General features: G+C 45.2%; 17 protein-coding genes. 12 read left to right on the forward strand and 5 right to left on the reverse strand.

Annotation, left to right across the window (positions count from 1 at the left end; all coding sequences use genetic code 11):
- The 3 genes from ACTUJY_RS14035 to ACTUJY_RS14045 all read right to left on the reverse strand — a co-directional run.
- Positions 1–4,956 (reverse strand): tandem-95 repeat protein (locus ACTUJY_RS14035; RefSeq protein ID WP_463616734.1); only part of this gene is annotated, 4,956 nt, incomplete at its 3' end.
- Between the two features lie 423 nt (positions 4,957–5,379).
- Positions 5,380–6,492 (reverse strand): cell division protein ZapE, encoded by a 1,113-nt coding sequence (gene zapE, locus ACTUJY_RS14040; protein ID WP_463616735.1) that lies wholly within the window; start codon positions 6,490–6,492, stop codon positions 5,380–5,382.
- Between the two features lie 24 nt (positions 6,493–6,516).
- Positions 6,517–7,179: an alpha/beta hydrolase gene (locus ACTUJY_RS14045; protein ID WP_463616736.1), complete on the reverse strand. Its 663-nt coding sequence runs from the start codon at positions 7,177–7,179 to the stop codon at positions 6,517–6,519.
- 192 nt (positions 7,180–7,371) lie between these two features.
- Between ACTUJY_RS14045 and def the strand changes: the two genes are divergently transcribed.
- From def to ACTUJY_RS14065, 4 genes are all read left to right on the forward strand, one after another.
- Positions 7,372–7,896 carry a peptide deformylase gene (def, locus tag ACTUJY_RS14050; protein WP_463616737.1) on the forward strand — a complete coding sequence of 175 codons (525 nt, stop codon included), beginning with the start codon at positions 7,372–7,374 and terminating at the stop codon, positions 7,894–7,896.
- A 63-nt stretch (positions 7,897–7,959) separates the two neighbouring features.
- A complete protein-coding gene (locus ACTUJY_RS14055; protein ID WP_463616738.1) occupies positions 7,960–8,532 on the forward strand; it encodes a Z-ring associated ZapG family protein in 573 nt (190 codons plus the stop codon).
- A gap of 167 nt (positions 8,533–8,699) precedes the next feature.
- On the forward strand, positions 8,700–10,037 hold the full coding sequence (locus tag ACTUJY_RS14060; protein ID WP_463616739.1) for a DegQ family serine endoprotease: 1,338 nt from the start codon (positions 8,700–8,702) through the stop codon (positions 10,035–10,037).
- Positions 10,038–10,150: 113 nt separating this feature from the next.
- Positions 10,151–11,293, forward strand: coding sequence for a S1C family serine protease (locus tag ACTUJY_RS14065; protein ID WP_463616740.1), 1,143 nt, complete (start codon positions 10,151–10,153; stop codon positions 11,291–11,293).
- 114 nt (positions 11,294–11,407) lie between these two features.
- On the opposite strand, the gene murA is transcribed toward ACTUJY_RS14065, so the two are convergent.
- Both murA and ACTUJY_RS14075 read right to left on the reverse strand, forming a co-directional pair.
- Positions 11,408–12,670 carry a UDP-N-acetylglucosamine 1-carboxyvinyltransferase gene (murA, locus tag ACTUJY_RS14070; protein ID WP_463616741.1) on the reverse strand — a complete coding sequence of 421 codons (1,263 nt, stop codon included), beginning with the start codon at positions 12,668–12,670 and terminating at the stop codon, positions 11,408–11,410.
- 52 nt (positions 12,671–12,722) lie between these two features.
- Positions 12,723–12,977, reverse strand: a complete 255-nt coding sequence (locus tag ACTUJY_RS14075; protein ID WP_463616742.1) for a BolA family protein — start codon at positions 12,975–12,977, stop codon at positions 12,723–12,725.
- Positions 12,978–13,224: 247 nt separating this feature from the next.
- On the opposite strand from ACTUJY_RS14075, the gene ACTUJY_RS14080 reads away from it, so the two are divergent.
- The 8 genes from ACTUJY_RS14080 (at position 13,225) to hpf (ending at position 20,089) form a co-directional block, all read left to right on the forward strand.
- Complete coding sequence (locus tag ACTUJY_RS14080; protein WP_463616743.1) at positions 13,225–14,217, forward strand: calcium/sodium antiporter; 993 nt, start codon at positions 13,225–13,227, stop codon at positions 14,215–14,217.
- A gap of 140 nt (positions 14,218–14,357) precedes the next feature.
- The gene (locus ACTUJY_RS14085) at positions 14,358–15,332 is read left to right on the forward strand and encodes a KpsF/GutQ family sugar-phosphate isomerase (protein ID WP_463616744.1); all 975 of its coding nucleotides are present in this window, start codon (positions 14,358–14,360) and stop codon (positions 15,330–15,332) included.
- Positions 15,332–15,877: a 3-deoxy-manno-octulosonate-8-phosphatase KdsC gene (gene kdsC, locus ACTUJY_RS14090; protein ID WP_463616745.1), complete on the forward strand. Its 546-nt coding sequence runs from the start codon at positions 15,332–15,334 to the stop codon at positions 15,875–15,877. Before ACTUJY_RS14085 ends, kdsC begins: the two co-directional genes overlap by 1 nt.
- Positions 15,874–16,419, forward strand: a complete 546-nt coding sequence (lptC, locus tag ACTUJY_RS14095) for an LPS export ABC transporter periplasmic protein LptC (RefSeq protein ID WP_463616746.1) — start codon at positions 15,874–15,876, stop codon at positions 16,417–16,419. The genes kdsC and lptC overlap by 4 nt, the downstream gene beginning before the upstream one ends.
- A gap of 37 nt (positions 16,420–16,456) precedes the next feature.
- Positions 16,457–17,155 (forward strand): LptA/OstA family protein, encoded by a 699-nt coding sequence (locus tag ACTUJY_RS14100; protein WP_463616747.1) that lies wholly within the window; start codon positions 16,457–16,459, stop codon positions 17,153–17,155.
- Positions 17,152–17,877 carry an LPS export ABC transporter ATP-binding protein gene (lptB, locus tag ACTUJY_RS14105; RefSeq protein WP_463616748.1) on the forward strand — a complete coding sequence of 242 codons (726 nt, stop codon included), beginning with the start codon at positions 17,152–17,154 and terminating at the stop codon, positions 17,875–17,877. Before ACTUJY_RS14100 ends, lptB begins: the two co-directional genes overlap by 4 nt.
- Before the next feature lie 295 nt (positions 17,878–18,172).
- Positions 18,173–19,657 (forward strand): RNA polymerase factor sigma-54, encoded by a 1,485-nt coding sequence (locus ACTUJY_RS14110; RefSeq protein WP_463616749.1) that lies wholly within the window; start codon positions 18,173–18,175, stop codon positions 19,655–19,657.
- A 144-nt stretch (positions 19,658–19,801) separates the two neighbouring features.
- On the forward strand, positions 19,802–20,089 hold the full coding sequence (gene hpf / locus ACTUJY_RS14115; RefSeq protein WP_463616750.1) for a ribosome hibernation promoting factor: 288 nt from the start codon (positions 19,802–19,804) through the stop codon (positions 20,087–20,089).
- The last annotated feature ends 3 nt before the right edge of the window (positions 20,090–20,092 follow it).

A 20,092-nucleotide genomic window follows, 5' to 3' on the forward strand; every position in this document is an offset into this window, starting at 1 on the left:
CGAGGTACAGGTTTCATCGTTATCTGCAATTAAACAGACTCTAGACTCTTGTATTTGCCCGGCTAATGGAAACGTTTGATGAAAATCGGTGACGGCTCGAGTACCATCAGGATTATCAACGACTACACTATGAAAACCCTGAAATCCTCGACCTTGGGCGTGGTAGCGCGCATCACGATATTGATACTCAGTGATGTTTTGACCACCAATACCATCCGACTGTTTAAATTGACTCACCACCGTCATAGTGTTACTGAAATTAAAATACGGTGGATTGGCACCACTGCGATCCGTTAACACATACAATGCACGGCCGTCTGAATGTGAATGCGTTAACGGCTGGTAATGCCACTCACTGCTAATATTTAAGCCATTTGTAACCTTTGTGATACTGTCGTTATTTTGATACGCAAGCTGATAAACGAATAAATCGTGAGGTGTTTCAGTATTTGTGCGTGTACCGTCATCTTCATAACCAATGCCGGTAACTATTTCGAGAACGCCATCACCATTAACATCCAGCAGTTTTGTGTTTTGAAGCGCTGCCACCAGTTGAGTTTCGCCAATGTTAGCGACTTCAAAACTCAAGCTACCGTTATGAAAACGGGTTAAATGAATTTCGTATTTCCAGGTATCGTATTTGTGCGGAATGCGATCGCGTCCCATGCCGTCGTCTTCGTTCGCCATCGGATCAATAGGACACACCACACCGGGAGGTAGTCCCGTCTGGCACATGGCCCAAGCACGACGATTGACCGGCACAATCCAGTCGTTAATACCGTCGCCATCAAAGTCTATTTGACGAATGCGATTGGCCAGCGATTGTTCTTTGCGTGCTTCCTCGTTGTAAATTTTTCGGTAAACCGGCTCCGCGATATTGGTATCCACTCCGGGAGCAAAACTGCCATTGCCTTGGTTTATGAAAAGTTTCCAAGTGTAATTGGTCGACTGAGATTGATACGACAAAATGAGCAAATCCGTCAACCCATCGCCATTTACATCCATCCATTGCTGCATGCCGGGACGATAGTTGCGATTTACCAGCGACAGAGCCACCGACAGTTGAGTAAAACTGTGATCGGCGTTTTGTCGATACCAAACCACACTGGTGCTGTAAGCACCAAGGCGGACCAAATCCAAACGACCGTCGCCATTGAAATCCATCACTTGAAACTCAGTGGCACTGGCGTTAGCGGCCGACATGACGTTGCCATTGACTAAATTGAATTGAGGGGCGCTGGGATTACCATTGTGCAAATAAAGCTTGAAATACAAGTTTTTATCACCGCCGCTACAATTCACAATGGGCGTTCCGGAATTGTCCGGGTTGGGCGGTAAATCACTTTGGGTGCATGCGTAGCGATTAGGTACTAAGAGATCCGTGTAACCATCGCCGTTGAAATCCCCCGTGTGTCCTTGACAAAAAACAAACGTACCGTACGCATCGCGTGTGTTGTAACAGGTTGCATCAATACCGGTATTAAACACTTCAACAACTTGATTGTTTTCCCAACCAAACAATACGAGTTCTCCAGCATCGTTAGCTCGAATAAACTCGGCTTTTCCATCCAGGTTGTAATCGACAAATTGATTGCCAAATTGAGCGGTTAAAGCCATTCCGCCATCATTACTTGTGTTAGTGCTTGGGTTGATCCACTGACCCATTGACGTGATGAAGAATTTTCCATCGCGGTGCAAATCCAAGCCTCCATCGCCATCTAAATCTTTACTTTGATCCAGAGACCAAAAACTGAACTCGCCTGATTTCTTATCGTTTCCATACTTACCATTTAAAGTGCCTACGGAGTGTTGATTGCTGGTTAATTTGGTAAATACGCGCTCCGATTCTTGCCAGTCAATTTCTGTTATCGGCAAGCAAATTTTTGAACCGGTAACATAGGAGCATTCTTGCGCACTACGTAATAAACTTCGCTGAGTAACTCCGCTTTGCGAGCCATAACCCAATTCATAACTTCGTACACGTTCAATGTTGTTAATAAAGGTTTCGATAACTTTTAAGCGTTGGGTGCTTTCTTTTTTACCACCTGCCAAGTAAGACACACTGGCATCAGGACGTGATTCGTAAGTAAAAGAAACTTTTCGATCTCCATTATTATTACTATCACCGGTATAGAGTATATTATCTAAAAGCCACTCACCCGCACCGTATTCGCTGTAATTTAACAGCATGGAGTTGCCTGAAGGGTCTTCTACTTTTGCTAATGCCCAAGTGAGTACTTCGACGCGTCCTTCAGCGATATGTCGAGCATTATTACTTGCGGATGATGTACCTCCGTAATAACTTATTCGCCCCGCTTTATCCCGAGCAATAAAGTAACTGGAGGAAGAATTAAGATTAAAGTGTTGAGTGACCTTAATAAACGAATCGAGTTCTGTGCGATATACAGCATCGTTTTGACCATATGTTCCGCTGATAACAATTAAACGCTGTCCATTTAAGCATAAGCGATCTTCATCTGTGTACGTGATGTTGAGACGTACTTTATCTTGAGCGTAAGTTTTTCCACATCGATGGATCGATCCTCCCGCAGTTAAGTTCCAACCAACACCTGCAACACCATTACCACTCCGAGACGAATAGTCTAACGATATTGAAGGCTGCATCCCATTACGACCTGGCGGAATAGCAATAGGAATGGTGTAGGTGGCAGCCCCACCGGAAACACTCGCTTGCCCCTCCAGTGCGCCCACAATGTCGGATTGAATAGGCAATGAATTAACCAGGGTATTATTTTTTATGGTTGAAGGTAATGAGCTCGCATACTCTGGAGCGGCAGTAACATTAACAACAAAAGTTGAGCTGGTTACATCGGAACCATCGCTAGCATTAACCGTTACCAAAACCTTTCCATATTTATAGGCATTCGATCCTACTTTAACGGTTCGTTGACTTCCGCTTCCTCCAAATGAAATGAGATTGACTGGAATAACGGATGTGTCGCTGGATTGGGCAGTTAACGTAATTGACGCCACATCGTTATCAATATCATTAAGTGTAAAAGCAAGATTTCCAGTATTTTTACCTCCGTAAATTTCTTGATCCGGTATAGCCGAAATAACGGGCTTATCGTTAACGGCATTTACTGTAACCACAAAACTCTCGTAGCTAGGTAAATAACCATCGGACACTGCCACTGTAATGGTCGCACTGCCCGACTGATTGGCGACAGGCTTAAAATACACCACCCGATTTGCACCACTGCCACCAAAACTGATGTTACCGGTTGGGATCAAACTCTTATTGCTCGAAGCTTTCGATAAGGTTAACGAACTGGCGCTGGTTTCCACATCACCAATGGTGAAGCTGGCGCTTTGCTGGCCGGCGTCTTCATTGATGGTTCGATTGCCGATGTTGGAAATGGTCGGTTGATCATTAACGGCATTCACCGTGACCACAAAACTGTCACTGCGCGTTTTATTGCCATCTGACACAGTCACTGTAATAGTTGCACTGCCCGACTGATCCGCAGCTGGCGTAAAATACACCACCCGATTTGCACCACTGCCACCAAAACTGATGTTACCGGTTGGGAACAAACTCGTGTTACTTGACGCTTTCGATAAGGTTAACGAACTGGCGCTGGTTTCCACATCACCAATGGTGAAGCTGGCGCTTTGTTGTCCGGCGTCTTCATTAATGGTTCGATTGCCGATGTTGGAAATGGTCGGTTGATCATTAACCGCATTCACCGTGACCACAAAACTGTCACTGCGCGTTTTATTGCCATCGGACACCGTCACTGTAATGGTTGCACTGCCCGACTGATCCGCAGCTGGCGTAAAATACACCACTCGGTTAGCGCCACTGCCACCAAAACTGATGTTACCGGTTGGGATCAAACTCGTGTTGCTAGAAGCTTTCGATAAGGTTAACGAACTGGCGCTGGTTTCCACATCACCAATGGTGAAGCTGGCGCTTTGTTGTCCGGCGTCTTCATTAATGGTTCGATTGCCGATGTTGGAAATGGTCGGTTGATCATTAACGGCATTCACCGTGACCACAAAACTGTCACTGCGCGTTTTATTGCCATCGGACACCGTCACTGTAATGGTCGCACTGCCCGACTGATCCGCAGCTGGCGTAAAATACACCACCCGATTTGCACCACTGCCACCAAAACTGATGTTACCGGTTGGGAACAAACTTGTGTTGCTTGACGCTTTCGATAAGGTTAACGAACTGGCGCTGGTTTCCACATCGCCAATGGTAAAGCTGGCGCTTTGTTGTCCGGCGTCTTCATTAATGGTTCGATTGCCGATGTTGGAAATGGTGGGTTGATCATTAACGGCATTCACCGTGACCACAAAACTGTCACTGCGCGTTTTATTGCCATCGGACACGGTCACTGTAATGGTTGCACTGCCCGACTGATCCGCAGCTGGCGTAAAATACACCACTCGGTTAGCGCCACTGCCACCAAAACTGATGTTACCGGTTGGGATCAAACTTGTGTTGCTTGACGCTTTCGATAAGGTTAACGAACTGGCGCTGGTTTCCACATCGCCAATGGTAAAGCTGGCGCTTTGTTGTCCGGCGTCTTCATTGATGGTTCGATTGCCGATGTTGGAAATGGTGGGTTGATCATTAATACAACTGACCTGAACAGAAACATTTAACGTTTCAATGGTGACTCTTGATCTTCTGTATCTATCTGGCTCACCAACGTTGGCGGTGGTAATTGTAAAAGAATCACTGCCACAGTAATTGCTATTAGGCGTGTATTTCACCTTATCGATGGTCGTGTCAACATACGTTGAACCGTGACTGGCTTCGCTAACAGAGGTGTTCGTATCGGAATAACTGACCCCATAATTAGGGGGAAAAATAAGCAGTGTCGAATCTTCGTTAACCGTTAAGTTTGCCGAAGCGGCCGACAAAGTGGTAGCAAAAAACGCGGCCAAAAAAAGACCGAGCGCAGATAAAACGCGGTGCATGAGTGTCCCCTGAAAAATCGATGTGATACTTTTTTTGTTTGCGAAATGTTTTTATTGGCGCAAACGGTTATTCATTTGGTGTCCCTGTGAAGCAACAACTCCCTGATGAGACGGCGCGAAGTATCGCAAAAGTGGAAAGTTGGCTCAAGTAAGAGATCTCTCAAATGACACTCATACACTCACCATTCCAGGTAAATATTCACATGTGAGATACATCAAAAATCAAACGGAATAATACGCCGTTTTAAGTAACTTTTAGCCTCGAATCTCGCTCAAACGCATTTACTCGCTTTCTCAAAACATTGACTATTTAACACTCAGTCAATATCAGTTCGAAACGTCCATTGTAGTAAAAACCGTAATTCAAAATGAGTCGTTATCGATGTAAACAATAGTATCAGACATGTCCCCCAAAATTACCTCTTACGGCAAGTGCGGTTGCGCCAAGTAATCGTGCGACTGCATTTCCTGCAAACGACTTAACGTTCGTTTAAATTCAAACGCCAGCGCGGTGCCAACGTATATGTCACCCATTGGCACCTCTGCCGCAATAATTAACTTAACATTACGTTCGTAAAATTCGTCCACCAAACTGATGAATCGTCGCATGGCATCATTGTGATCGTTATTCAGTTGATACAATTTATTGATCAATACCGTATGATAACAACGTGAAAGCTCAATATAGTCAGCATGACTGCGTGGCGTATTGCATATTGCATCGAAGTTAAACCAAACCACACCTTCGGCTAGCCGAACGGTTTCAATATTGCGCCCTTCGACATTGATCGGTGTATTATCTGGTTCTACTTCCGTTGCCAAGTGTTCAAAGCTGAAGTTTAAATTTTCTTCGGCTTTTTTATCCAATGGATAATGATAAATTTCCGCCTGCTCTAAAGTACGCAGTCGATAATCAACACCTCCGTCAACATTAACCACTTGTGTGTGTTGTTGAACCAGGTGAATGACGGGTAAAAATCGTTCGCGTTGCAGTCCGTTCCAATACAACTTTTCAGGTGGAATGTTAGACGTCGCCACCAAAGTAACCCCTCGTTTAAATAATGCCTGAAACAATCCTCCTAAAATCATGGCGTCGGTAATATCACTTACAAAAAACTCATCAAAACAAATGACTAATGCATCACTTGCCATTTCATCGGCAATTTTTTCCAAAGGATCCGACTTTCCCTTAAAGTGTTTTAATCGGTGGTGAACGTCGTGCATAAAACGATGAAAATGCAATCGCTTTTTTTCATGAAATGGCAAACAGTCGTAAAACGTATCAACCAAATAAGTTTTGCCACGACCAACACCACCCCAAAAGTACAACCCCTTCACGGGTTGCGGTTTTACAAAAGTCGAAAACAAACGATTCACTAACGAATGAGACGATTGGTGTCGTTCAATTAATCGGTTGAAAAGATCATCAAGCAGTTTTACAGCTTCTTCCTGTGCGGGGTCAAACTGAAAATCATCGCGCTTTAAATCCTGACGATATCTTTTTAACGGAGTGGATTGAATAAAATGTTGGCTCATGCGACAGGTTTCAACAAAACGGGGTTAGGCAGATGCAGAAAGTAATTGGGCTTGTGGTTGTAACTCTTTTTCCAAGGTATCACGCAATTCAATAAGACGACTGTGAAAAAAATGTCCGGCACCTTTAAACACAATCCAATCGGGTTTAGGATGCAATGACTCAATCCATTCTTCGGTTGCTTTAAAACTCACCACTTCGTCGGCGTCACCCATAATGGCTAACCAATGGCAGTAAGGATGCTCGACCGACTCAAACACACCCCGCTCAACCGGTGGTGCAATAGTAATTAATTGTTCAACCTGATACTCATTGGCTACCGCTGTTGCAATCCAGGAGCCGAACGAAAATCCAGAAAGCCACAATTGATGTTCAGGGTAGGTTTGTTGCGCCCAGCCAATCACGGCACGCAAATCATCCATTTCACCGATACCTTCTGCATATTCACCGGCACTTTTTCCCACTCCGCGAAAATTAAAACGAATGGCAACCAGCCCCAGACTCACTTGTGCTTTAGCAACCGTATGAATCACTTTATTGGTCATGGTACCGCCATGTAAAGGATGTGGGTGACAACAAATCGCCACACCTTTTCGAGCTTGCGACGTTTGTGGGTAATCAATCACCGCTTCCAGCTCACCGGCTGGACCATCAATGATCAGTTTTTCAGATGCTGCCGTTCGCGGCATGAGTTTCTCCGTGGGTGGACCGTTACTTTTGAATGCAACAACAATATCTATAATAACAATGCGCGCATTTTCGCACTTTTAGATGCGAGGAACAATTGAAGCCATTCGAGAATAATTTCGAACGGCTATTGATAAGCAATGGCAAGCCCCCAATAATGAGGAATCGATTCAATTAAAGTTTAGATGCACATTATGCCGGCACGCACGCTTCTTACCATGGGTCACCCTTTGTTGTTAAAACAAGCTGAACCGGTAACGGAATTTGACACTCCTGAACTGGACGATTTGCTGCAAGACATGTTCGATACGATGACCGCAAACGACGGTGCCGGATTGGCCGCACCGCAAATTGGTGTTTCTAAGCAGGCGGTCATTTTCAGTGTAGACGATAACCCTCGCTACCCCGATGTAGAGCCCGTTCCGACAACCATATTAATCAACCCCAAAATTGAAGTGCTGGATAACACGCTGGAAGATGGTTGGGAAGGTTGTTTATCGATTCCGGGTATGCGCGGATTGGTACCTCGGTACAAAGCGATTCGGTACTCAGGCTTTGACCAACACGGCAAACCTTTTTCTGTAGAAGCGGAAGACTTTCATGCTCGCGTAGTGCAACACGAAGTTGATCATCTTTTGGGCATACTTTACCCACACAGAATCAGCGACTTACGCTACTTTGGCTTCGAAAAGGAACTTTTCAGGTCAGATGAGTCGTAATTTGCTTCGAAATTCTCTATTATTTAATTAACGCAATATCTTACGTTTTCAGGGGAGATGTATATGGAGTGGATCGCAGGCATCCTGATTTTAGCCGCAACCGCAGCCGTTGCTTACACGTTAGGCAAAAATAAGGCACCGTCACAAAAGAAAATTGATGAGCTTGAGAGTTTGGTTCTAAGCAAAGACGCTGAGCTTCAAAAATACCGCCAACAGGTATCGGATCATTTTGAAAAAACCGCGAGTCTTTTTGGTAAAGTCACTCACGAGTACCAGGCACTATATCAACACATGGCCAACAGTTCACAATCACTGGCTGGAGCTCAGCCATTTAAAATGGCCCTAGAAAACGAGTCTTCGGTCAACCGTGTGGATCATCCGTATTTGCCCAATGAAGGTTTTCGCGGTGAAGATACTTTCAGCAACGAAAGTTTCTATCGCGCCCACGAGTATCGCAATCAGGCCGAGGAAGAAGCCAAAACGGAAGAAGCCAGCAATGAGCCGGAAGCTTCCGCCGATATCATTCACTTGGATAAGAAAAAAGAAAAGTCTGAAGGTCCTCCTTTAGACTACGCAGTGAAAGAAAAAGGCGTGGTGAACCATAACAGCCTGAATATGGACAATGTAAAAACCTGAACGAGTTACTAACCAAGTAGGGGCGGGTTTGAAACCCGCCCCTACAACATCTTCAACACGAAACTCACTGCTCCTAACTCGCAACTTTTCCGATACCTCTTGTTTTTTAACACATCGAACCCTACATAAGTTTTTCTGTCTATACCCGAAACGCTTGAGGAATCATAATGTTGAATAATTGGATTTTTGCCATTGTTGTGGTTACTTCACTCACTTTAAGCCCAGCCGGCTTTGCTCAATTACCCGATAAAATCGGAAGTACACCACTACCTAGCCTGGCTCCCATGTTGGAAAAAACCAATCCCGCGGTGGTTAATATAGCCACTACGGCAACGATTGAAACGCCGTATATGCGCGATCCCGTGTTTGGATTTTTGTTACCGGGAAAGAGACAACGCCAGGCTAATAGCCTCGGTTCAGGCGTCATAGTCAACGCTGAAAAAGGCTTAATACTAACAAACCATCACGTCATCAGCGGTGCCGATGAAATTCAAATCACTTTAGAAGACGGCCGAGAATTCAATGCTGAAGTATTGGGCTCCGATGAAAAAACCGACGTGGCCTTACTCAAAGTAAAAGCAGACAACCTAACCGCCGTTGTATTAGGTGACTCCGACCAGCTTCGTGTGGGTGATTTTGTGGTTGCGATAGGCAACCCATTCAGCCTTGGCCACAGTGTCACTTCTGGCATTGTTAGTGCTAAAGGTCGCTCCGGACTCGGCATTGAACAATACGAAGACTTTATTCAAACGGATGCAGCCATTAATCCAGGAAACTCTGGAGGGGCCTTGGTCAATTTGCATGGCGAACTCATTGGGATTAACACGGCGATTCTGGGCCCAAAAGGCAATATCGGGATTGGTTTCGCTATTCCGATAAACTTAGCCAAAACCATCATGCAGCACCTTATTGAATACGGCGAAGTACGCCGAGGTTTGCTCGGCATTTCAGTGCAGGAACTGACCCCGGCGTTAGCACGTGCTTTAGGTGTGAACAAAAACCACGGCGTTGTTGTAACGGAAGTGAGCCCTAACTCAACAGCTGCCAAAGCCGGGTTACAGACAACCGATATCCTGCTATCAATAAATGGCCGAAAGTTGAAAACACGAGCCGACCTGCTGAATCAGGAAGGCTTAATACCTGCCGGTAGCGAAGTCAAACTGCAGCTACTAAGAGACAACCGCATATCGAACATCGTTGTCACGTTAGATGAGCCCAACTTAATAGAAAAACGTGGTGAAAAATTTCATCCACTTTTGAACGGTGTATTACTTGGCTATAAACAAGGTATGCCCAGTGATAAAGCCGGTATTGAAATTTTAGAGGTTGGACGTCGAACCCGAGCGGCCTATTACGGCCTGCGCCCCGGTGACGTAATTGAAGGGGTTGGACGTTACCGAGTACGAGATTTTGACGAATTGGCGAAAACCATGCCCGAACCCAATCGAGCGTTGGCATTACGAATTCGCCGTGAAAATGAACAATTTTTAATAATTATTCGTTAATCTTACCGCAAGTACTCCGTCCTTCACATGCGATTTCAGAAGGATGGAGTTGTTTCTCTCCTCGAGTCAGGTAACAATACCCCACTTTAAAATTGGACAGATTCGATACTATTTTGAAATTTTGGATTAAATATATTTTTGTCGGGTTGTTACTCGGATTCCTTTACTTGCTATTGGTTTCAGAAACCAAAGCCAGCTTTCAACTCAGGCAGTGGCTCGCACAACGCCTCGTGCTTGAAGTCACTGCGCCAACATCGGAACAACCGAAAGAGGAGTCCAACCTTACCACAAGTTACGCCGACGCGATTGACCGTTCTGCGCCATCGGTGGTCAGTATTCGCACGCTTGGTAAAGGTACATTATCGAAAAATCCGAACCCGACCAGCTACGAAGATCGCTACTTAGTTAATGTGGGTGTGAATGTAGGCTCAGGTGTTATTATGGACAGCGATGGCTACGTCATCACTAACTATCATGTGATCCGCGAAGCGGAGTCGATTCTGGTACAACTTTCCGATGGAAGGGAAAAAATCGCAACCATCATTGGTGCCGATGCCCTCTCCGATATTGCTCTGCTTCATATCGATCTCGAAAACCTGCCCACTCCACAAATCAGTAGCGATCGCAAGGTAAGGCCTGGTGATATCGTATTCGCGGTAGGAAACCCTTATGGCCAGTTTGATCAAACGGTAACCATGGGCGTGATCAGCGCTACGCGAACTTTTGGCCATGTTGATATGCCTTATTTTCAAATTGACGCGGCCATTCATCCTGGCAACTCTGGTGGTGCCCTTTTAAATGCGTATGGGGAACTCATAGGCATTACGGTTCAACAACTGGCGGCAAGAAATCAAGGTACCGCACAATCGGGGATCGGCTTCAGTATCCCAATTACTTACGTTCAAGATATTGTTCGAGACTTGATGGACGACGGTAAAATCACTCGTGGCTGGCTTGGGTTTACCGCAAGCCAATTATTGACTTTTAAAGGCCATAAAGAGTTTGCGCCCCCCTTTATGAAAATGGGCGAAGGGCTTTTGGTGACCTCGTTGGAGCCCGGCGGCCCCGCTGAACAAGCAGGACTCAAAAAATACGACTTTCTGACGCACATCAACGGTAAATTGATTTCTTCCTACCAAGAAGTGTTTCGTATTTTGGGCACAACGAAGCCAAACGATAAACTGGCTTTTCAAGTCTATCGAAAACAAGAGTTAATTGAATTGGAAATGATAGTTGGCGAAACGCCGGGAGAATAGTTGCGAGTTGCGAGTTGCGAGTTGCGAGTTGCGAGAAAAAATGAAATCTAATTGCTGCACGTCAAATAAAGTTTGACGTTTTTCTACTCGAAACTCGTCGCTCGCAACGGTGTTTTAGGAAGGTACGCGACGAATTTTAGCGCCCATTAATTGCAGCTTTTCTTCAATACACTCATACCCTCGATCGATATGATAAATACGATCAACAATAGTGTCGCCTTTTGCGACTAACCCAGCTAAAACCAAACTGGCGGATGCTCGTAAGTCGGTTGCCATCACTTGCGCCGCGTTGAGTTGTTCGACACCTTTAATAATCGCAGTATGCCCCTGGATTTGCATATCGGCTCCCATTCGACACATTTCTGGTACGTGCATAAATCGATTTTCAAAAATGGTTTCGACAATGGTTCCAGTGCCTTCGGCAACCGCATTGAGTGCGGTAAATTGTGCCTGCATATCGGTGGGAAATCCGGGGTAAGGCGCAGTTTTAATATTGACCGCTTTTGGACGACGCCCTTCCATATCGAGCTCAACCCAATCATCACCCGTCGTAATTTTTGCGCCGGCTTCTTCAAGCTTCATTAATACCGAATCGAGTATTTTCGGATCGGTATCTTTTACCTTTACTTTGCCACTGGTGATTGCAGCAGCGATCAAATAGGTTCCGGTTTCAATTCGATCCGGCAGTACGTTGTAGTGAGTTCCGTGTAAGCGCTCTACACCTTCCACGACCAATGTGTCGGTACCAATGCCACTGATTTTGGCTCCCATAGAATTCAGGCAATTGGCCAAATCCACTACTTCGGGCTCGCGAGCAGCGTTTTCAATAACGGTTGTACCTTCTGCCAAAGTCGCTGCCATTAAAATATTTTCGGTACCGGTAACGCTCACCAGGTCCATAAAAATATGCGCACCTTTCAGTCGCCCATCACTACGCGCTTTGATGTATCCGCCTTCGACTGAAATGTTCGCGCCTAACGCTTCCAGGCCTTTAATGTGCAAATCAACGGGGCGTGTACCAATAGCACAACCACCAGGAAGAGACACATCGGCACGTCCGTAGCGTGCAACAAGAGGCCCAAGAACCAAAATGGAAGCACGCATGGTTTTCACCAGCTCGTATGGCGCTTCAAAGCTCGTGATGGTACTGGTATCAATTTCAACATTCAGCTTTTCATCGATGGTTAAACTGCAACCCATACGGCCAATCAACTCAATGGTGGTGGTAACATCGTGTAAGTGAGGCACATTGCCGACTGCGGTTTTACCATCCGCCAGCAGGGTTGACATCAGGATCGGCAGTGCAGCATTTTTAGCACCCGAAATTCTGATTTCTCCGGACAGCGGTACACCGCCCGAAATTAATAATTTATCCATGGGATTGCTCCGATTTGCTTTCTAATGAGTATAGATGACAGCGATAATAGATTTAGCCGAGTTGCAACTTGCTGGCTTTGGACCACTCATCAGGGGTATAGGTTTCAATGGAAAGGGCATGAATAGCGCCACTTTTAATGTGCTCATCGAGTACTTGGTAGATCATTTGTTGCTTCTTCACCGGTCGTAATCCGGCAAATACATCGGAAACTACGCGAACTTTAAAGTGACTGCCATCACCGTCTGTCATCACTGTGGCGTCGGAAAAAGCTTGTTCCAGTAACTGTTTGATTTCATCTGGCGTCATCGCTGATAAGTCTCTTTAGGGCTGATAAAAGTGCGTAATTTTGACTGATGGGTCTTACGCTGTCCACCCTAAACCAAACGATACCCACACATGCTGAAAAAAATTGTCACGATTTCAAGCACATCCACCAAGAGAACTGCATTACAATGACCTTATGAGCCCATATAAAAGCAAAATTCACTTGATTCCTGCTCTCACAAACACTTTAATAGGCGCCTTTGCGTGTCCGAAGGTACTTTTTTAACCTATGTTTTATCAATATTTTGCGCTGGTAGTGTCCGGCATTGCTCTTCTGGTGTGGAGCGCCGACCGGTTTACTGATGGTGCAGCGGCACTGGCCCGTAATCTAGGCGTGTCTCCTTTAATCGTAGGTTTAACCATTGTCGCCGTTGGCTCTTCCGCTCCCGAAATCGTCATTTCCTTAAATGCCTCTCTTTCGAACACCCCCGGTATGGCTTTAGGAAATGCACTCGGTTCCAATATCACCAATATTGCTTTTGTACTCGGTATGTCCGCACTCATAAAACCGCTGCATGTGGAATCCGGTACGTTAAAACGCGAGTTTCCTATTCTGCTCTTTATTACTTTATGGGCAACCGCATTATTATGGGATGGCGACTTAACCCCGCTGGAAAGTTGGCCATTACTGTTAGCGCTCGTCCTTTATGTAGCCTGGTTGGTTCGCATCGGCATGAAAACTCGCGTACGCCAGGATCTCATGCTGAAGGAAATCGTTGATGAACTGCCCGATACAATGAGTAATGGTAAAGCCGCGTTCTGGATTATTGCAGGCATGATCCTGCTGCAAGTCAGTTCGAAAATGCTTGTATACGGCGCATCCAATATCGCACTTCAATTTGGTATCAGCGACATTATAATTGGTTCAACCATCATTGCCATCGGTACCAGCTTGCCAGAATTGGCAGCGTCTGTGGCCGGTGTATTAAAAAATGAAGACGAAATGGCACTCGGCAATGTGATTGGCTCCAATATTTTCAATTTGCTCGCAGTACTGAGCTTGCCTGGCGTACTTGTCGGCATCAATTTCGAGCCAAACCTGTCCAAAGTCATTTACCTGAACGCATTGCCCATGGTTGCCTTAACTCTTGCTATGGGTGTGATGAGCTACAGTTTTACCAACCAGAAAGGTCATATTAACCGTTGGGAAGGAAGCCTATTACTGATTTCCTTTGTCACTTGGTTGGCGATTAGTGCCTTGAGTGAAATGGGGCGGCTTTAAGGTTTAACACTTAAGGCCTATTCAGACAGGTTCAAGGCGAAGGTCTATCCTTAGAATCATTAACCGGTTAAAATCAAATTCAAATTATTATAAGTCCTTCATTTTTATTAAAGAACGGACTTAATCAAAGAACAGACTTTATGCCCGATCAAGATCGTTATATTCAACTTGGCCGCTCGGTCATTAATATTGAAAAGCAAGCCATCGATAAACTTTATCAATCGATCAATGGCGACTTTGCCAAAGCTTGTGAAATTTTAATGCACTGTCACGGTCGAGTCGTCGTCACCGGTATGGGTAAATCAGGGCATATTGGCAGTAAAATCGCTGCCACTTTAGCCAGTACTGGCACCCCTTCTTTTTTTGTGCATCCGGGCGAAGCGAGCCATGGTGACTTGGGCATGATCACTAAAGACGATGTAGTGTTAGCCCTGTCCAATTCAGGCGAAACCGAGGAAATTACTGGCATTTTACCCGTGATCAAACGTAAAAATGTGCCTTTGATCAGTATGACGGGTAACCCGAAATCAACCTTAGCGCGTTTAGCAGACGTTAACCTAGACACCAGTGTTGAAAAAGAAGCCTGCCCTCTAAACTTGGCCCCAACAGCTTCGACGACCACAACGCTGGTCATGGGTGATGCGCTCGCGGTAGCCTTGCTTGATGCGCGCGGATTTGGCCCTAATGATTTTGCACTGTCACATCCTGGTGGAAGCCTCGGACGCAAATTGTTATTGAAAGTGGATGATATTATGCATAAGGGCGACGATGTGCCTATGGTACAAAAAGACATCTTGCTCAAACAGGCGTTGCTCGAAATCACAGAAAAACGTCTGGGCATGACGGCGATTGTCGATGATGATCAAAAGCTATTAGGAATCTTTACCGATGGCGATTTACGACGTTCCATTGAAAAGCAAATCGACTTTACTGCAACAACCATTGAAAAAGTGATGACCGCCAATTGCAAAACCATCGAGGCCGATATGTTGGCGGCAGAAGCCGTGCAAATAATGGAAGACAAAGCGATAAACGCGCTGATCGTTACCGATAAGAACCGCCGGGTAATCGGCGCACTGAATATGCACGATTTATTAAAAGCAGGAGTCGTTTAATGGAGCTGCCCAATCTTTCCGAATCGTTACTGGCAAAAGCAAGAAACATATCACTCTTAATCATGGATGTTGATGGGGTGTTGAGCGATGGCAAAGTCTATTACAGTAGTCAAGGCGACGAAATTAAAAACTTTAATATTAAAGACGGCCTAGGCATTAAACTGTTGCACCAAGCCGGAATTAAAACCGCGATAATTACCGGCCGACAATCGAAAATTGTTGAACGTCGAGCTGAAGAATTAGGTATCAGCCATCTGTTTCAGGGCAACAGCGATAAAAATGCCGCCTTTCAAACGATATTGCAACGAGAACAGTTAACCGGAGAACAAGTGGCTCATGTAGGCGACGATTTACCGGACTTACCCTTAATGCAACAAAGCGGTTTAGGTATTGCCGTTAATGATGCCAACTGGTTTTTGCAACAACACGCCGACTGGATCACTCCCAACAAAGGTGGCGAAGGTGCCGTACGTAATATTGCCGAATTGCTATTAACCAGTCGCGACCAACTGTTGTCTACTTATCAGCATTACCTCAAGTCATGAGTTTAAAGCGGGCGCTACCTTACTTATTCATTTTGATTGCCGTGTTGCTGTTGTCCAGCCAATTGTTGGACGAAAAAACACAACCGCAACAAGAAACTATGCTCGCCGATGAACTTACACAATACCGCATGCTGAATGTTAAAGTGCGGCACTTCAACGACAAAGGGCAATTACGTCAAACCATCGACGCAAAAGAAGTGGAGGTTCAATCGGATCAAGTCACGATTACAAAACCGACAATTTTAGCAAGTGCTGCAAACCAACAATGGCTTCTGAACGCCGATATGGCCATTGCCAGTAACGATTTTCAACAATTACAGCTTACGCAGCAGGTAAAGCTTGAACAATTAAACACGATGCCGCCACTAACCTTAAATACCGAGCAACTGCTCTACCAAGCGGAGCAACAAAAAATTGAATCGGAACATGCGGTTGTGATTGAAGATGGTGCTTTACGGCTATCGGGTGAAGGATTTATTGTCGATTTACAAAATCAGGAATACCAGATTTTACGTCAGGTCAGTGGAACTAAAACGCAATGAGCACCAAGTAAAAATGAGTACCTTAATGAATCGTAAAATGCGATCAGTACTAGTTACGCTTCTGTTTTCACCGTTATGCTTTGCTCAACCCTCTGCGCCATCGCAATCTCTTTGCGCAGTAGAACAACTGAATGCAGCAAGCTCAAAAGGCAATCGAAAACTGGGCATTATTGAGTATCGAGGTGATGTTCGTCTGTGCAACCCGGAACTCTTATTGCGCGCAGACTATCTCGCTGTTCAGCAATCTGAAACAGTCAGCGTTTATCAAGCCGAAGGCAAACCATTAAGCATTTTGCAGCTCAGCCCACAATTTGAGTTTCGTGCCCTTGCCTATCACACCAAGTTTTTAGCTTCGCGAAACCAACTGTCTTTACACACTAAGGTCCAATTGAAACTGTCCAAAGCCGATGGTAGCCACCTGTCGATCAACGCCCAACAATTGGTATACGACTACCAGAGCAAAACACAGTTAACCCCGGAAAACTTTGTTGCAACGGGCAATCCTGTCCTGTTTATTTTTACCGATCGAGATAACAATCAGGTCGAAGCGCGTGCGAACAAAGTGAATTACTCCTACCAATCGGGTATCTCCGTTTTGGAAGGCGATATTGAGTTTAAGCAACAAGGCGATGTGATACGAGCAGCCAAACTGATTTTTAATACCCAGAAAAATGAGTGGGAAGTGCCGGCCATCGAAAATCAACGCATCAATGTGATAAAAGACCAGAATCCATGAGTGCTTTAATTGCCCAAAACCTGGCCAAAGCCTACAAAGGCCGCAAAGTGGTTAAAAGTGTTTCGCTGCAGGTTAACCCCGGTCAAATTGTCGGCTTGTTGGGTCCTAATGGTGCCGGTAAAACCACCTCCTTTTACATGATCGTTGGCTTGGTCCCTCAAGACAGTGGGCAAGTACTGATAGGTGAAAAAGACATCTCCGAAAAGGCCATGCACCAACGGGCACAAATGGGTATCGGTTACCTACCACAAGAAGCCTCTATTTTTCGTAAGTTGTCGGTTGCCGATAATATTTTGGCGGTACTGGAATTGAGAAAAGATCTCGACGAGTCGCAACAGCAACAGCAACTGGAAAAACTGCTCGGCGAGTTTCAAATTGAACACATTCGAAACAATCTCGGCATGAGCTTGTCGGGAGGTGAACGCCGACGCGTGGAGATTGCTCGAGCACTTGCCAATGACCCACAATTTATTTTGCTCGATGAACCCTTTGCCGGTGTCGATCCCATCTCCGTTAACGAGATCAAACAGATCATTCAACAGCTGAAACAACGAGGGCTCGGCGTGTTGATCACCGATCATAATGTGCGGGAAACCTTGTCGGTATGCGAACACGCCTACATAGTCAACGCTGGTGAACTGATCGCAGAAGGGAGTGCCGAAACGGTACTGAACAACCGTGTGGTTAAAGAAGTCTACCTGGGTGAAGAATTTAATCTATAAAAAGTTGATGTTGTGATGAGCATTTTTATTCCAAATTTAACGACTTCACTCGAAAGCTATATAAACAAATTTCTACTAGGCGCAAGCCATTGAAAACGCTAAAATAACCCCAATTGAGTTTACAAGGTTCGCTAGCTTTTCTAGAAAAACGCTTCCCGAAACCCAGTAACTTGCTATTATTAAATGGTGGGTACCACAATTCAGTCCACGGCTTTTCAAAAACTAACTCTCCTGCTTCAGGTAAATAGATGAAAGGCAACGATAAGATTCAACCTAACGGCTATAACCAAATTAAATGAAGCCATCGTTACAATTAAAAATTGGTCAGAGTCTGACCATGACGCCTCAACTGCAACAAGCCATTCGACTGTTGCAGCTCTCCAGTCTTGATTTGCAAAATGAAATTCAAGAAGCGTTGGAGTCTAATCCGATGCTGGATGGCGCCGATGATATTAGCAATGACGAGCTGATCGACGGTAAAGACTCAAAAACCAACGGCAAGCAAGAGCCCAAAACCGAAGACAGTGAACTGGATACGTCTGACGCGTTACAGAATGACTCGATTGAGAAAGATCTGGTCGTCGACACGCAATGGGAAGACTGGCAATACACTCCACCAACCTCTCTGTCTCGCTCCGACGATGAAAAAGAGTTTGAATTTCAAGGTGAAACCACTGAGTCGTTGCAAGATCATTTGCAATGGCAATTAACCTTAACACCCCTTTCCGAAAAAGATAAAGCTATCGCTACGGTCATTATTGATGCAATCGACGACGAAGGATACTTGCGAACGCCACTCGACGATCTGTTGCAACTGATTAACCAGGATGAACTGGAAAATTTTGAAGAACAAGTAGAACTCGATGAACTGGAAGCGGTGTTGCGGTTGATTCAATCCTTTGATCCGATTGGTATTGCAGCGCGTGATCTAAAAGAATGCTTACAAATTCAATTGAGACAATTTAACGAGCACACGCCGTTTTGGCTGGAAGCCAAAGAGTTAATCGAACAACACTTTGACGCCCTCGCCTCGAAAAACTACAAACAAATTTTACGATTAACCAAATGGCCAGAAGATTTCTTAAAAGAAGTCATGGCTTTTGTCCAACGACTCAACCCTCGTCCTGGTAGCGCCATAACCAGTGGTCAACCCGAATACGTTGTCCCGGATGTTTTCGTTAGCAAACAAAACGGTCGCTGGAAGGTCGAGCTGAACCCCGATTGCGCTCCCAAATTGCGCATTAACAGTAACTATGCCTCATTAATTCGGCGTGCCGACTCAAGCGCCGACAACACCTTTTTGAAAAACAACCTGCAAGAAGCCAAATGGTTTATTAAAAGCCTGCAAAGTCGCAACGATACTTTGCTCAAAGTGGCCAGCAGCATTGTTGAAAAGCAGATTGGCTTTTTTGAGTACGGCGAAGAAGCCATGAAGCCATTAATTCTGTCCGATATAGCACAAGAAGTGGACATGCACGAGTCGACGGTTTCACGTGTGACGACGCAAAAGTACATGCACACACCACGCGGTGTGTTTGAATTAAAATATTTTTTCTCCAGCCACGTCAGTACCGTAACGGGTGGCGAGTGCTCGTCGACTGCAATACGAGCCTTGATAAAGAAACTGATAGCGGCAGAAAACAGTGCCAAACCACTCAGTGATAATAAAATTGCTGCTTTATTGAAAGATCAGGGGATTAACGTTGCGCGCCGAACCATCGCCAAATACCGCGAAGCCATGAATATTCCCCCTTCCAATGAACGTAAATCGCTTATTTAAGTCAAAAAGAATGACGTAAATACGCGTTTAAACAAACGATGAGAACCTACGGAAGCAAACCTTTTCATTTTAAGTTTGTTTCTTTGTGTCAAAGCTGAAGCATTACTTCAGTATGTGTTACCTACAAACAGAAGGAAGTCGACTATGCAAATTAACTTAACTGGCCACCACGTCGATATCACCGAGTCATTGCGTAATTTTGTGCATGAAAAATTCGAAAAGCTGGAACGTCACTTCGATCATATTAATAACGTGCACGTTGTGTTGAGTGTGGAAAAACTCCGACAAATTGCTGAAGCAAAATTAAATGTTAACGGCGGAGAGTTATTTGCCAACTCCGAAGATGAAGACATGTACGCAGCTATCGACTCCTTGATCGACAAGTTGGATCGCCAGGTGATTAAGCACAAGGAAAAACTCATTCGTCATTAATTG

The sequence above is a fragment of the Pleionea sp. WD8-19 genome (assembly GCF_055326765.1).